This is a genomic window from Paenilisteria rustica (assembly GCF_013820765.1).
Classification (GTDB): Bacteria; Bacillota; Bacilli; order Lactobacillales; family Listeriaceae; genus Listeria_A; species Listeria_A rustica.
Window position 1 is genome coordinate 380,918 of record NZ_JABJVM010000001.1, and the last position, 13,513, is coordinate 394,430.

Annotated in this window: 14 protein-coding genes; 12 read left to right on the plus strand and 2 right to left on the minus strand. The window is 44.2% G+C overall.

Annotation, left to right across the window (positions count from 1 at the left end; genetic code table 11):
• Positions 1 to 204: 204 nt before the first annotated feature.
• The 9 genes from HPK16_RS01850 to HPK16_RS01890 all read left to right on the plus strand — a co-directional run bounded on the left by HPK16_RS01850 (position 205) and on the right by HPK16_RS01890 (position 9,220).
• Positions 205 to 1,527: an ABC transporter substrate-binding protein gene (locus HPK16_RS01850; protein ID WP_181675299.1), complete on the plus strand. Its 1,323-nt coding sequence runs from the start codon at positions 205 to 207 to the stop codon at positions 1,525 to 1,527.
• Positions 1,524 to 2,402 carry a carbohydrate ABC transporter permease gene (locus HPK16_RS01855; RefSeq protein ID WP_181675300.1) on the plus strand — a complete coding sequence of 293 codons (879 nt, stop codon included), beginning with the start codon at positions 1,524 to 1,526 and terminating at the stop codon, positions 2,400 to 2,402. Before HPK16_RS01850 ends, HPK16_RS01855 begins: the two co-directional genes overlap by 4 nt.
• The gene (locus HPK16_RS01860; RefSeq protein ID WP_181675301.1) at positions 2,389 to 3,222 is read left to right on the plus strand and encodes a carbohydrate ABC transporter permease; all 834 of its coding nucleotides are present in this window, start codon (positions 2,389 to 2,391) and stop codon (positions 3,220 to 3,222) included. The genes HPK16_RS01855 and HPK16_RS01860 overlap by 14 nt, the downstream gene beginning before the upstream one ends.
• Before the next feature lie 16 nt (positions 3,223 to 3,238).
• Entirely contained in the window at positions 3,239 to 4,762 is a 1,524-nt protein-coding gene (locus HPK16_RS01865) for an alpha-amylase family glycosyl hydrolase (RefSeq protein ID WP_181675342.1), read from the plus strand.
• 11 nt (positions 4,763 to 4,773) lie between these two features.
• The gene (locus HPK16_RS01870; RefSeq protein ID WP_181675302.1) at positions 4,774 to 5,697 is read left to right on the plus strand and encodes a DUF1861 family protein; all 924 of its coding nucleotides are present in this window, start codon (positions 4,774 to 4,776) and stop codon (positions 5,695 to 5,697) included.
• Positions 5,698 to 5,711: 14 nt separating this feature from the next.
• The gene (locus tag HPK16_RS01875) at positions 5,712 to 6,779 is read left to right on the plus strand and encodes a BtaManbiosPhlase (protein ID WP_181675303.1); all 1,068 of its coding nucleotides are present in this window, start codon (positions 5,712 to 5,714) and stop codon (positions 6,777 to 6,779) included.
• The gene (locus HPK16_RS01880) at positions 6,776 to 8,455 is read left to right on the plus strand and encodes a phospho-sugar mutase (RefSeq protein ID WP_181675304.1); all 1,680 of its coding nucleotides are present in this window, start codon (positions 6,776 to 6,778) and stop codon (positions 8,453 to 8,455) included. The genes HPK16_RS01875 and HPK16_RS01880 overlap by 4 nt, the downstream gene beginning before the upstream one ends.
• A gap of 96 nt (positions 8,456 to 8,551) precedes the next feature.
• Complete coding sequence (locus tag HPK16_RS01885) at positions 8,552 to 8,806, plus strand: TfoX/Sxy family DNA transformation protein (RefSeq protein WP_181675305.1); 255 nt, start codon at positions 8,552 to 8,554, stop codon at positions 8,804 to 8,806.
• A 39-nt stretch (positions 8,807 to 8,845) separates the two neighbouring features.
• A complete protein-coding gene (locus HPK16_RS01890; RefSeq protein ID WP_181675306.1) occupies positions 8,846 to 9,220 on the plus strand; it encodes a hypothetical protein in 375 nt (124 codons plus the stop codon).
• 61 nt (positions 9,221 to 9,281) lie between these two features.
• Here the strand turns inward: HPK16_RS01890 and HPK16_RS01895 are convergent, their stop codons facing one another.
• Both HPK16_RS01895 and HPK16_RS01900 read right to left on the minus strand, forming a co-directional pair.
• Complete coding sequence (locus HPK16_RS01895) at positions 9,282 to 10,982, minus strand: Rqc2 family fibronectin-binding protein (protein WP_181675307.1); 1,701 nt, start codon at positions 10,980 to 10,982, stop codon at positions 9,282 to 9,284.
• Positions 10,983 to 11,012: 30 nt separating this feature from the next.
• On the minus strand, positions 11,013 to 11,450 hold the full coding sequence (locus HPK16_RS01900) for a hypothetical protein (RefSeq protein ID WP_181675308.1): 438 nt from the start codon (positions 11,448 to 11,450) through the stop codon (positions 11,013 to 11,015).
• 139 nt (positions 11,451 to 11,589) lie between these two features.
• Here HPK16_RS01900 and HPK16_RS01905 point away from each other — a divergent pair, with 139 nt between their 5' ends.
• From HPK16_RS01905 to rpoZ, 3 genes are read left to right on the plus strand one after another with little or no spacing between them, the layout of a single operon-like run.
• Positions 11,590 to 12,465 (plus strand): YicC/YloC family endoribonuclease, encoded by an 876-nt coding sequence (locus tag HPK16_RS01905; protein WP_181675309.1) that lies wholly within the window; start codon positions 11,590 to 11,592, stop codon positions 12,463 to 12,465.
• 42 nt (positions 12,466 to 12,507) lie between these two features.
• A complete protein-coding gene (gmk, locus tag HPK16_RS01910; RefSeq protein ID WP_181675310.1) occupies positions 12,508 to 13,125 on the plus strand; it encodes a guanylate kinase in 618 nt (205 codons plus the stop codon).
• Positions 13,126 to 13,329, plus strand: coding sequence for a DNA-directed RNA polymerase subunit omega (gene rpoZ, locus HPK16_RS01915; protein ID WP_181675311.1), 204 nt, complete (start codon positions 13,126 to 13,128; stop codon positions 13,327 to 13,329). It begins immediately after the preceding gene.
• Positions 13,330 to 13,513 lie beyond the last annotated feature (184 nt).

The window sequence follows — 13,513 nt, forward strand, 5'->3', positions numbered from 1 at the left end:
AAGAGTATTAGCGACAGAAAGCAATTGAAAAGTAATTCTATTTGTAATGTAATTGTAAATACCGCCATTATTGCTATTTAAGTATTATAATGCACTTAATTCTGAAAAGTAATTGTTGACATTACAAAAATGTAATGCAATAATGTAATTGTAATTCAAGCGCTTACAAAATTACAATATGATCTAACTAGGAGGACATGAAAGATGAAATTAAAAAAAGTGGTGTTTTCTGTTTTATCCGTAGCAATGGTAGGGAGTTTGCTAGCGGGATGTGGTTCGGGAAGTAAGGATGACGCGTCGGCTGATGGCAAGACGAAGGTAACTTTTTGGGCCGCGCCAAATCCAACACAAATGAAGTTTTGGGGAGAAATGGCAACAGCTTTTGAGAAAGAAAATCCAGATATTAAAATCGAAGTATCACAAATGAAAGAAAGTCCATCTTCTGAAGCAACGGTGCAAGCGGCCATCGCGTCGAAAACAGCACCAACTATTTCGGAAAATATAAATCGTAGCTTCGCCGCACAACTCGCGGATAGTAAAGCAATCGTGCCAATCAATGAAATCGACGGCATGAAAGAAGTAGCTGAAAAACGTAAAATGACCGATAGTCTTGACGCTTGGAAATTCTCGGATGGTAACCAATATGTGTTCCCAGTTTACTCTAACCCGATTCTTTTCGCATGGCGTACTGATATTTTGAAAGAAATTGGTGTGAATGAAACGCCAAAAACATATAGTGATGTGCTTGCTGCTGGTAAAAAACTAAAAGCGAAATATCCCGACAAAGTGATTTGGGCAAAAGCAGACTTGGCGGATCCGACAGCTTGGATGCGTTGGTTTGACTTCTTCCCGCTTTATAATGCGGCTTCAAAAGGGAATCCATTTGTAAAAGATGGCAAATTTGTAGCGGATGACAAAGCTGGAAAAGAAATGCTTACATTCATGTCTGAGCTACAAAAAAATGACCTTCTATTAGCAGGACAAGCAACAGATCCATTCGAAACAGGAACGAGCATCATGGCTGATCTTGGACCATGGTCATTCCCGAACTGGGCAGAGAAATTCCCAGAGCTAAAAAATGGCGAAACATACACGGTTACGACACCGCCAGTTCCAGATGCTTTAAAAGATGCTGAAAATGTAAATACGTATTCAGATGCAAAAGGAATCGTGTTCTACGCACAAGCAAAAGATGCGGAGAAAAAAGCTGCGGTTAAATTCCTAGATTTCGTTTACAGCAACGATAAAAATGACTTGAAATTCTTAGAAACAACAAACTTAATTCCAGCGCGTGATGATGCGACGCAAAATGCAACATTCACTGAATTCTTCAAAGCAAATCCAGCGCTAAAAGTATATGCAGAAAACGTACCATACGCGATTCCAGCGATGGATAACGCTGACTACAATGACATTCAACAAATCATCGGTGAACAAGCATGGAATCCAGTCGTTCGTGGTGAGAAGAAACCTGCGAAAGCTTGGAACGACATGAAGAAAGCTGAGGATGAGGTGCTTCAGAAATGAAGAAGCTGAACAATAAATTGGGCTGGTCTTTCACCAGCCCCTATGTTATCTTCACAATTATCTTCTTTCTAATCCCACTCGTTTGGGCGATTTGGCTGTCCGTAACGGATTGGAACATGATGAGTCCTGATATTAATTTTGTCGGGCTGGATAATTTCACAAAGGCAATTGCAAGCCCAGCGGTGAAAGCATCGTTTTGGGTGACATATAAGTTCTTGATTGTATTCGTACCACTCGCGATTATTATGTCGATGGTCGTTGCGGTACTTGTGAACGGGTTACCGAAATTCAAAGGGTTATACTTAGTTGCTTTTTTCCTACCTTATCTGTCATCAGGCGTTGTTACGTCTTTGATCGTGAAAGGTTTGCTATCTTATAACAGTCCGCTAAACATCTTTTTTCGTGACAATTTTGGCTTAAATATTGATTGGTTAGGAACGCCGATGACTTCATTATTCGTTATTTCACTGATGATTGCTTGGAAAATGTCAGGGTATTACGCACTGATTTTGATATCAGGATTATCTAGTATTAACGAAGAAATCTATGAGGCGGCGGCGATGGATGGCTCGGGCCGGTTCCGCACATTCTGGAAAATTACGATTCCGATGATGTATCCTGCGCTTTTCACGGTGATTGTTTTGGCCGTAGGCGTGAGTTTCGGGATATTCACAGAGGTTTACCAGCTAACTGGCGGTGGGCCGAACTTTGCGACAAATACGTGGCAAATGGAGATTTATAACCAAGCCTTTGTAAACTTGAAATCAGGTTATGCTTCAGCAATCTCGCTTGTGGCGGCCGTTGTGACGTTTGCATCGATTGGTGTTATTAAAAAAGGACTAGAGAAATGGGGCGAGAGAAATGGTTGGTCGTAAAAGTAAGTGGGGCATGACGGTTCGCTATACGTTAACCACATTGATTCTATTAGTCATGATTTATCCGTTTATTTATCTCGTACTCAACTCGTTTGCGGCATGGGATCAAGTCGATCGGAAATTGATTCCAACTGAATTCACGACGCGTTCTTGGAGTTGGTTGTTCGGAGATGCTGCGATATCGGCTCCGGCACCTTGGATTCAAGCGTTTGTTAATACGATTATTGTGGCGACGATTGCGACGGGACTCATGTTATTATTCGCGATTATGGTTGGTTACGCACTTGCAAAAGTGAAATTTAAAGGGAAAATGTTCGTGAATAACGTGATTTTGTTCCAAATGTTTTTCCCAGCGATTATTTTATTGATTCCGCAATTTTTAATGATTACGAATGTTGGTTTGCTCGATACGTACGCTGGGATGATTATTCCAACGATGATGAGTATGTGGGCGATCTTTATGTACACGAACTTTTTCAAGGCGATTCCGGATACGTTGATTGAGGCGGCGAAATTGGACGGGGCGAGCGATTTGAAAATTTTGTTCCGCGTTGTTTTACCAATGTCAAAATCGATTAGTACGGTTATCTTCTTGTTCCTGTTCACGGACCGCTGGACGAACCTGTTATGGGATTTAATCGTGACGAAAAGTGATAGTACGGTAACGCTGAACGTATTGATATCGCAAATGTTTGGACCGTATGCAACGTATCCAGGTCCGATGTACGCGGCGTCGGTTGTGCTGACTTTACCGCTGATTATTCTGTTCCTCTTCTTCTCGAAAAAATTCCAAGAGGGCATGCAGTTTACACTGAAATAAGGAGTTTTGAACGATGTTGAAATGGTGGCAGGAAACGGTTTTTTATGAGATTTATATGCCGTCATTTAAGGATGGTAACGGGGACGGGATTGGCGATTTTAAGGGATTACTTGAAAAAGTGCCTTATTTGGCTGAGCTTGGTGTTGGTGGCATTTGGTTGACGCCATTTTACCCGTCTCCGAAAGTGGATAATGGCTATGATGTGAGTGATTATTACGCGGTGGATCCGGATTATGGTACGATGGCGGACTTGGAGGAGTTTGTCGCTTGTGCGCATCGGCACGGGATTCGGGTGATTGCGGATATGGTTGTGAATCATGTGTCGACGGAGCATGCGTGGTTTGTGGAATCGCGAAGTTCGAGAACGAATGCGAAGCGTGATTGGTTCGTATGGCGTGATGCTCCGAATAATTGGGAATCGTTTTTCGGAGGTTCGGCTTGGGAATGGGATGACGTGACGAAACAATATTATTACCACAGTTTCGCGAAAGAACAGGTCGATTTGAATTGGGCTAATCCGGACGTGCAGCAGGAGATTTGGAAGGTGTTCGATTTCTGGTTGGATAAGGGATTGGACGGCTTTCGGCTCGATGTGATTAATAATTTGACGTTGACTCGGGACTTTACGAATAATCCGGTGGAGGATGGCTGTCAGCAGCATATTTTTGATAAGGATCAGCCGGGCATGATGGCTAAAATGGGCGAAATTGGGACGCGGATTCGTGCGCGTGGCGATTATTTTACGGTTGGCGAGATTAGTTCGGATAACTTGGCGGAGATTGAAAAGTACGCGGGGCTTGACGGCCTGGATGTGACGTTTAACTTTAATTTTGGCAGTGTGGCGAGTCGTGACGGGATTGTTGCGGAGCTTGCGCGAATGCAGCAGGTATACGCGGATGGCCGGATGCCGACGTTGTTTTTCGGGAGTCATGATATGAGTCGGTCGTGGAATCGGTTGGCGGACGGGCGCGAGGATGTGGCGCAGTTGCTTGCGATGCTTATGTTGACGGCACACGGTGTTCCTTTTGTGTATTTTGGCGAGGAGATTGGGATGACGGATTTTGTGCCGGAGTCGATGCGCGAGATGCGAGATGTGCAGGGCGTGTACGCGTATGAGCTGGCTTTGCAGGACGGGAAGTCGGAGCAGGAGGCGCTACTTGCGGCGCAGGAGAAGACGCGGGATAAGGCGAGGGCGCCGATGACTTGGCCGGAAGGGTTCTCAGATAAAGCGGAGGCCTGGATTGGTGAAGTGACGCCTGACTTTGCGCGCGGGAAGCGGATGTTTGCTTTTTATCAAGCGCTGATTGCTTTGCGAAAAACGGCGGATTTTTGTGAGCCGGGATATCGTGATTTTGAGGTGGCTGATGAGCTCTTGACGTATGTTCGCGGTGAGCATCTGGTGTGCCTCAATTTCGGGGAAGCACGTGAGATAGAGAACAAGTGGGGCAATTTGACGCTTGTTTTGGCGAATATGGATGTGGTTGTGGACGCGGAAATAATTAGTTTGCCAGCGTTTGCAGCGGTAATTTTTAAGAGATAAAGGAGTTTATTATGAACGAGATTGCGGTTTTATTGAAGGAATATCGAGTGGGGAATGAGCCTACGAAAGTGGAACGTTTGGCGTTTGTTGGCGCTGGTGACAAGGATGTGTACAACATTACGGCGCCGTTTGTTGTGGATGGCAAAGAAGTGATTGCTGGGCGAATCGAAGCGCGTGACAGCGAAATGGCGGAAATCGGCTTTTTCGAAAAACAGGATTTGGCGTGGGTACTACTTGCGAATATGCCAAAATTGGCGCTGCAAGACCCATTTATGACACGGATTGATGGGGATTTGATAATCGGTGGTGTGGAAGTTTTCCCGAGTGAGGCTGACCCTGAAAAATTGGCGTGGCGGACTTGTTTGTATCGTGGGAAGGGAATTGCTGATTTGGCGTTGTTTTTTGAAGGCCCAGTTGGGATGAAGGACTTGCGATTGAAGCAGTTGCCAAGTGGCGAGATTGCAGTTTTGACGCGTCCGCAAGGTGAAAAAGGTGGGCGTGGCAAAATTGGTTTTTGTCTGATTCAGAAATTAGCAGATTTGACGGTGGCTTTGGTTGAAAATGCACCGCTTTTACCACCACATTTTGCGGAGGATGAATGGGGCGGCGCGAATGAGATGCATCTTTTGAAAAATGGCAAATTAGGCGTGCTCAGTCATATTGCTAATTTTGATGCGGCCGGTGATCGGCATTATTACGCGGCTATTTGTGTGATTGATCCGATGAGCGCGACGTTTGTGGCACCGATGGAAATTATCGCGGAACGGGCGGATTTTCTGATGGGACCGAGCAAGCGACCTGATTTGGAAGATGTTGTTTTCAGTGGTGGATTGATTCGAAATGCTTCTGGAACAGCTGATTTATATGTAGGAATAAGCGACGCGGATGCGCAGAAACGAACGATTCGTGATCCGTTTGTGAAATTTGAAGGATAGGGAGACTGGGAATTATGAATATTTATCGTTATGAGGAAAATCCATTAATTACACCGGCTGATGTGGCACCGCATCGTCCAGATTTTGAAGTATTAGGCGCGTTTAATGCGGGTGTTGCGCAATATAAAGACGAGACGTTGTTGCTTTTACGTGTGGCAGAGAAGCCAATCAGTGAAGATCCAAATATTGTGAAGGCACCTGTTTTCAATGTGGAAACGAAGCAATTGGATATTTTGGAGTTTCGTTTGGATGATCCGACGTATGATTTTGAAGATCCGCGGATGATTCGGACGAAAGACAAGATGGAAGGTTTCGCCTATTTGACGTCACTTTCCTACATTCGCATTGCGAGAAGTAAGGATGGACATAACTTTACGGTCGATGAAAAACCGTTTTTATACCCATTTAACGAATACCAAACGTTCGGTATTGAAGATGCTCGTGTGACGCAAATCGGCGACGTTTATTATGTGAATTTCAGCGCGGTTTCCGAGATGGGCGTTGCTGACGCGATGATTTCGACGAAGGACTTTGTGAGCTATGAGTACGAAGGAAACATTTTTGCACCAGAAAATAAAGATGTGCTGATTTTTCCTGAAAAAGTGAATGGGAAATACTACGCGTTACACCGTCCGAGTTTGAAGAGTATTGGAAATTTGGATATTTGGATTGCGTCTTCACCTGATTTACATAGTTGGGGCGATCACCGTCATTTGCTCGGCATTCGTGATGGTTATTGGGATAGCGGTCGAATCGGTGGAGGTGCCGTGCCGATTAAGACGGAAAAAGGTTGGCTGGAGCTATATCATGGCGCGACGAAAGAACATCGCTATTGTATGGGAGCGGTCCTACTCGATTTGAATGATCCGATGAAAGTTCTGGCGCGGACGGAAACGCCGATTTTAGAACCAGAAGCGGACTATGAGAAAAATGGCTTTTTCGGCGATGTCGTTTTTGGTTGCGGTACAATCGTAGAAGGCGATGTTGTTAAAATGTACTACGGTGTTGCGGATACGTCGATGGCTTGTTGCGAGATGAGTTTGGCGGAAATTCTGCAACAGCTGGAGGATGAGAGCCGATGAATTGGCAAAAATGGAGCGCGGCGTCGAAGGACGATGCGGCGCTTCAACAGGAAATGACGGAATTATCTGACGAAAAAACGAGACGCGAGCATTTTTATCGTTATTTGGAATTCGGCACAGGCGGTATGCGCGGGGAGCTTGGTTGTGGCACAAATCGAATCAATAAATACATGATTCGCTGGGTTACGAGCGGTGTCGCGGCACATATCGCAGAGCAAGGGCTTCAAACGGAGGGTGTGGCAATTGCCTATGATTCGCGGCATTTTTCGGCAGAATTCGCACTAGAAGCGGCGCGGGTGCTCGGTGCAGCGGGAATCAAAGTCTATTTATCCGACGCATTACGCCCAACTCCGGAGCTGTCGTTTATGGTTCGAAAATGGGGCGCAGCGGCAGGAATTGTGATTACAGCAAGCCACAATCCAGCAGAATACAACGGCTTTAAAGTTTACGGAGCAGATGGATGCCAGATTACGCTGGACGTTGCGGATAAAATAACGGCGTATTTGACGGGAATTTCCGACTTGTTCGCGATTCCTGTAGCCGACGAATCGGCGTTAACCGAAGACGGTTTACTCGTTCGAATTGGTGAAGAAGCGGACGCGGCATATTTAGAGCAAGTCCGTGCGGTGACGCAGAATCCGGCGTTAGCCAAAGAACACGGCGCCAAGCTTGCCATCGTATACACGCCACTTCACGGGACAGGTGGACCGCTCGTCACGCAAGGTTTGGCACAGGCAGGATTCACGAATGTCCGCGTTGTGGCAGAGCAAGCGATTCCAGACGGTGCGTTTCCAACAGTCGCATCACCGAATCCAGAAGACCATGCCGCATTCACGATGGCAATCGAAGCGAGTCATGATGCTGACATTTTGATGGCGACAGACCCCGATGCTGACCGAATTGGCGTTGCGGTGAAGAACGAACAGGGAACGTATCAAATTTTGACAGGAAATCAGTTGGGCGCGCTATTGCTACATTATTTAGTCACCCAGCCGAATCTTCCGGCAAACAGCGCGCTCATAAAGACTATCGTGACAAGCGACTTAGGCGAAAAAATCGCGCAGAAATATGGCGTGAAAACCTATAATACGCTAACCGGATTCAAGTTCATCGGTGAAAAAATCGCAGAATGGGAAGTCGCAAACGAAGCAACATTCCTATTTGGCTACGAAGAAAGCTACGGCTACCTCGTCAAACCATTCGTCCGCGATAAAGACGCCATCCAAGCAGCTCTTTTAACAGCAGAGGTCGCGCTATCCTTCCAATTACAAGGAAAAACACTATACGAAGGCTTGCAGACCATCTATGACGAATTCGGCTACTACGAAGAATCCTTGCACACCATCACCGCAAAAGGCGAGGAAGGCATCGCGCGAATTCAAACTATCATGCAAACGATGCGCGAGAAAATAGTCGATGGTGTCATCAGCAAAAAAGACTACAAAGCCAGTATAGAGAACAATTACCAAACACATACAGAACAAAAAATAACCCTACCAAAATCAGACGTTTTGAAATTCCATCTGACAGACGGCTCATGGTTCTGCATTCGACCATCAGGAACCGAACCAAAATGCAAAATCTATTTTAGCTGTATTGGAGAAACCGGAGAAGAGGCAAGAGTGCGTTTGCAAAACCTTGAAAAACAGGTTTTAGCGGAAATTGGAAATATATAAACAAACAGTGATGAGCAATCTGAAAGTAGATTATTCATCACTGTTTTACTATAATGAAAGAGATAAAGTACACGCGCATGAATGGAGAGGACAAACGTGAAAATATCTGATATGAAAAATCTCGGAGCAATAAACGAAGAAAAACTGAATTCTGTTGGTATAAAATCAGCGGAAGAATTACAATCGATAGGCACAGAAAAAGCCTATTTGCTCGTCAAGGACTTAGTGGACGACGAGGCTTGCCTTCATTTCTTATATGCTCTGGAAGGCGCGATTCAAGATATCCCGAAAAAAGATTTAACTGATCAACAAAGAACAGAACTAAGAAAACTATATCAACGCGCGAAATAGCTACAAAATATAAAAGGAGAAGAATGCGGGGTTCAAGGCATGAGAAAAAAGATAAAAGTCATAAATATTTCGCTATTTAGTATAGTTATATTATTTTTGAGTGCTTGCAGTAGTACATCATCAATGAAAACTGATAATGAGAACGCTATCTATAGTGCGATTATTTATGAATCCAATTTGAGAGTCGACAATTTACATCGAATTAGTGGTGAAAAATCAAACTTACAAGGTGGAAAATACGAGCTAGAGAGTTCTGATAATATTTTTAATGAGGACGGTGATAAAATAAAATTAGAAGATTTGATGGTGGGGGACGAGGTGGAAATCTACTTTAATCCTCAAGTAGTAGTGAAAGAAACCAGTCCTGGACAAATTTCTGCAGAATATATTAGGAAAATAGTTAAATCTGAATAAATATATCGCTCAAAAAAATGGTTGGCATGAACTCGAAACTCATGCCAACCATTTTTTAAGTCTAATTCCGCAAACCCTTCACCGTTTCCTCATCAGGCGTCACGAAATAAGTCGTCTGATTATCATACGTCACATAACCAGGTTTCGCACCGCTTGGCTTCTTCACATGCTTAATCAGCGTCGCGTCCACTGGAACGGACCCAGACAACCGAGCTTTAGAGAAGAACGCCGCGATCATCGCAGCCTCGGTAATCGATGTATCATCCGGATTCGCGTCTTGAATCACCACGTGCGATCCCGGTAAATCCTTCACGTGAAACCATAAATCGGAATTTCGCGCTACTTTATTCGTCAAATAATCATTTTGCTTATTATTTTTCCCGACTAGAATTGGTAATCCAGTACTCGACGTATATTTCTCAAGCGTTGGATTCTGATTCGGCTTCCGGCTTCCTTTTTTCTGCTTATACTTGATGTAGCCTTGTTCTGCGAGTTCCATCCGGATTTCCTGAACGTCCTCAGGCGAAGCGTCCTCCAACTGTTGCTGTACCGTCTCCAAATAAGCAATTTCCTGCTCCGTCAAGCGCATCTGCTCCTCGACGAATTTCACAGCTTTCTTCAACTTCTGGTATTTATTAAACAAAAACTGGGCATTTTGCGGCGGCGATTTCCGAATATCAAGCGGGATTTTCACCGTTCCCATGTTTTCATCATAGAAATTCTGCACCTCGATCTCCGTCATACCACGCGATACTAAATGCAAGTTCGCCGTCAACAACTCACCGAAAACGCGAAATTCATCCGCGCGTTCCGTATCGACAAGCGTCTGCTCCAATTTCTCCATTTTCAAACGATCGCGGTCAATCTCATTCGCAAGCAACCGCTCCAAATCATGCGCAATTTGATGCACCCGGTCCCGCGTCGCTTTTCCACCATAAAACCGGTCCAATAAAGCACCAAGCGAATCCGATTCTGCCGTCACGGCAACATCCGTAAGCCGCATGAAATAGAAATCTTCCTTCTCGTTCTTCGTAAATAAAACCGGCTCTGCTGGTTTCGCACAATCCGCTATCACACTAAAAAAGGCTTGCGGTAATGTCTCCCGATTCACTAACCCAGCCCGCGCAATCACTTCATTCGCAAGCAGTGGACTAAATCCAGCGACACTGGAAACAATCTGCTTCGACATTTTGCCAGCATTGAAATCCAATTTTGCCAATAAATCTTCCTCGCTGACAGTCCACGGGTCAAGCTTATCCGAACTCGGCGGTAAAATATAAGCAGCCCCTGGCAAAAGCGTCCGATAGCTATTGAAAGCCGGTGAAACATGCTTAATACAGTCCACAATCGTCTCTTTCTCACGATCCACGAGCACAACATTACTGTGGCGTCCCATAATCTCGACATATAAATCACAAAAACGCGTTTCGCCAATCTCGTCTTTTCCACGAATCCCAAAAATCAAAATCCGATCATTCGCAACTTGGCGAATCGACTCAATAATCGCGCCCTCCATGTATTTCCGTAACAACATACAAAACATTGGCGGCTGCGCAGGGTTTTCCATCGTTTCCTTCGTAATTTGGATGCGCGCGTAACTCGGATGCGCCGAAATCAAAATGCGCTGGTTTTCTCGATTTTTCCGAACATGCAACACTAATTCATGCGCAAACGGTTGATGTATCTTCATAATCCGCCCAGTTTCGCACTGTTCGGTCAGTTCTTCAGTCATTGCTTTTAAAAACATTGTATCAAATGCCATTCGTTTGTTTCATTCCCTTAAAAAAATTATTTAGTTCGATTGACTAGAGATTTCATCCCCATTTGGCGAAGAGTAGCTGTAGTCGATGATCATTGTGCCATCATCTTTTACCTCTGTCACGTTGAGGTACAACTTATGATTCATTGTCGTTTCGCCAGGTGTGATATCAATTTGCATATCATTATGAGTTTTGCCATTTTTATCGACATAGCTAACAACTATTCCACCAGGCTTCAAGTCAATGGGTTCCATTGTTATCTCTTTTGTTGTTTCGTTTTTTAGTGCTGGAATCTTAGTAATGACTTTTCCGCCGTTGCTAACGGTTATTTCAGATGACGCCTGCCCACTATAGTTCTCACCACTGACAATAAAATCCTCTTTCGGTGTAGAAATAGCAAAACGTAGCACCAAGGCCAGTGCAATAATCGCGACTAACGCAATACTAAAAATCAAGATATTTTTCTTCATATGTCTTATTCTCCTCTTTTTTCTTTTATTGTACCACAAGAACGTCAAAACTTGCTTCCTATTCCCGCTTTTAGGTGTTTTATTTCCTTATTTTTGTTATAATAAAGAGGTGAAATTAGAATGCGAGAGGCTGATCGAAATGGTAAAAAGTATGACTGGGTTCGGGCGAGCAGGGAAGCAATCAGAGAATTTCAAGGTAACCGTTGAATTAAAAGCTGTGAACCACCGCTATTTGGAAACTGTGTTCCGGATGCCACGGGTGTTCGCCTATTTAGAAGCGAAGTTAAAAAAGAGCATCGCGGAACAGGTGCAACGTGGCCGGGTGGAATGCGCGATTACAATAGAAGGAAACAAGGCAACAAAAGAAAAATTGGTCATCAATTGGGATTTGGCAGATGAGTATATTCGCTTTATGCGCCAGGCAACGCAGCGCTATCAGATGGAAGATGCGCTAAATATTCAAGAATTGCTGCTAGATCCGCGCTTTTTAGAAATTGTAGAGAGCAATGAACCCGATTCGGAGCTGGAAGAATTACTCATCGGCGCAACAGCATCCGCAGCAAAACGACTAGACGATATGCGGGCGACAGAAGGCAACGAACTCGCGCTACACTTCAAGCATCACCTAGAAATGACGACGAAATTATTAGCTGAGATTCAAGGCTTCATCCCTGAAATGGAAGCAACGTACCGCGAACGTCTCGAAAACCGCTTGCTTGGCTATGTTGGCGAGGATTTCGATAAAGCACTCGTCCTCTCTGAAATTGCCATCTTACTCGAAAAATCAGACATCAATGAGGAGCTGGAACGCATGGGCAGCCATGTGAAGCAATTTTCGCACATTCTTTTACTGGAAGAACCGATTGGCCGAAAGCTCGATTTTCTCATTCAAGAGATGAATCGCGAAATAAATACGATTGGATCGAAAGCTAGTCATTTAGAAATTACGAATCGTGTGGTAGAATTAAAGACGACACTTGAAAAAATGCGCGAGCAAATCCAGAACGTGGAATAATTTTTCAAGCAGTATGATATTTTAGAAAAGAGGAACGCAAACATGACAGATCGAGGACTTCTCATCGTTTTATCTGGTCCTTCTGGAGTTGGGAAAGGGACGGTTAGAAAAGCAGTTTTTGACGACCCGACAACTTCATTTGAATATTCCATTTCGATGACAACCCGCAAAGCTCGGGAAGGCGAAGTGGATGGTGTGGATTATTATTTCCGCACGAAGGAACAATTTGAGCAGGCGATTGCGGACGGCAAAATGTTAGAATACGCGCAATATGTCGGTAATTATTACGGAACGCCGCTTGATTATGTGGAGGAAATTTTGGTGGCGGGAAAAGATGTTTTTCTTGAAATCGAGGTTCAAGGAGCGTTACAAGTACGCAAGGCGATGCCAGAAGGAATATTTATTTTTCTAACACCACCAGATTTGAGTGAGCTGAAAAACCGCATTATAGGGCGGGGTACAGAGTCTATGGACGTTGTCGAAGAGCGTATGAGCGAGGCTCGCCGCGAAATTGAGATGATGAACGCCTATGATTATGCCGTCGTTAATGATATAGTAGATAATGCCGTTCAAAAAATTAAGGGGATCGTTCAGACCGAACACTTAAAAACAGAGCGCGTCATTCATAAGTATGAAAAAATGTTAGAGGAGTTGGAATAGATGTTATATCCATCAATTGATAATTTGTTGTTAGTTATTGACTCAAAATACTCGCTAGTAACGGTAGCTGCGCGTCGTGCCCGTCAAATGCAAAAAGACCACGATCCAGGTACAATGGATGATTTCAAATCGCATAAAGCGGTTGGAAAAGCGTTAGAAGAAATTTATGCAGGAAACTTAGTTATGGGGAAAGATACTAAATAAGTACTGTTAAAAATAGAGGAGTAAGAATCCAGATTGCGATTCTTACTCCTCTATTTTTGGCTCTATGTCAATTGTTGGGGTGAAATATCAAGGTGCGAGCTAGGGAGTCAATAGCTCGTGCCTTTTCTTAACCTACAGAGATGTCAAAATCTTTGATAAAGTGTTGGGCTAGTATTTTGGCTCG

Coding starts and splice junctions, on each gene's coding strand:
- HPK16_RS01850 (WP_181675299.1), top strand. CDS start 205: ATGAAATTAAAAAAAGTGGTGTTTTCTGTTTTATCCGTAGCAATGGTA.
- HPK16_RS01855 (WP_181675300.1), top strand. CDS start 1,524: ATGAAGAAGCTGAACAATAAATTGGGCTGGTCTTTCACCAGCCCCTAT.
- HPK16_RS01860 (WP_181675301.1), top strand. CDS start 2,389: ATGGTTGGTCGTAAAAGTAAGTGGGGCATGACGGTTCGCTATACGTTA.
- HPK16_RS01870 (WP_181675302.1), top strand. CDS start 4,774: ATGAACGAGATTGCGGTTTTATTGAAGGAATATCGAGTGGGGAATGAG.
- HPK16_RS01875 (WP_181675303.1), top strand. CDS start 5,712: ATGAATATTTATCGTTATGAGGAAAATCCATTAATTACACCGGCTGAT.
- HPK16_RS01880 (WP_181675304.1), top strand. CDS start 6,776: ATGAATTGGCAAAAATGGAGCGCGGCGTCGAAGGACGATGCGGCGCTT.
- HPK16_RS01890 (WP_181675306.1), top strand. CDS start 8,846: ATGAGAAAAAAGATAAAAGTCATAAATATTTCGCTATTTAGTATAGTT.
- HPK16_RS01895 (WP_181675307.1), bottom strand. CDS start 10,982: ATGGCATTTGATACAATGTTTTTAAAAGCAATGACTGAAGAACTGACC.
- HPK16_RS01900 (WP_181675308.1), bottom strand. CDS start 11,450: ATGAAGAAAAATATCTTGATTTTTAGTATTGCGTTAGTCGCGATTATT.
- HPK16_RS01905 (WP_181675309.1), top strand. CDS start 11,590: ATGGTAAAAAGTATGACTGGGTTCGGGCGAGCAGGGAAGCAATCAGAG.
- gmk (WP_181675310.1), top strand. CDS start 12,508: ATGACAGATCGAGGACTTCTCATCGTTTTATCTGGTCCTTCTGGAGTT.
- rpoZ (WP_181675311.1), top strand. CDS start 13,126: ATGTTATATCCATCAATTGATAATTTGTTGTTAGTTATTGACTCAAAA.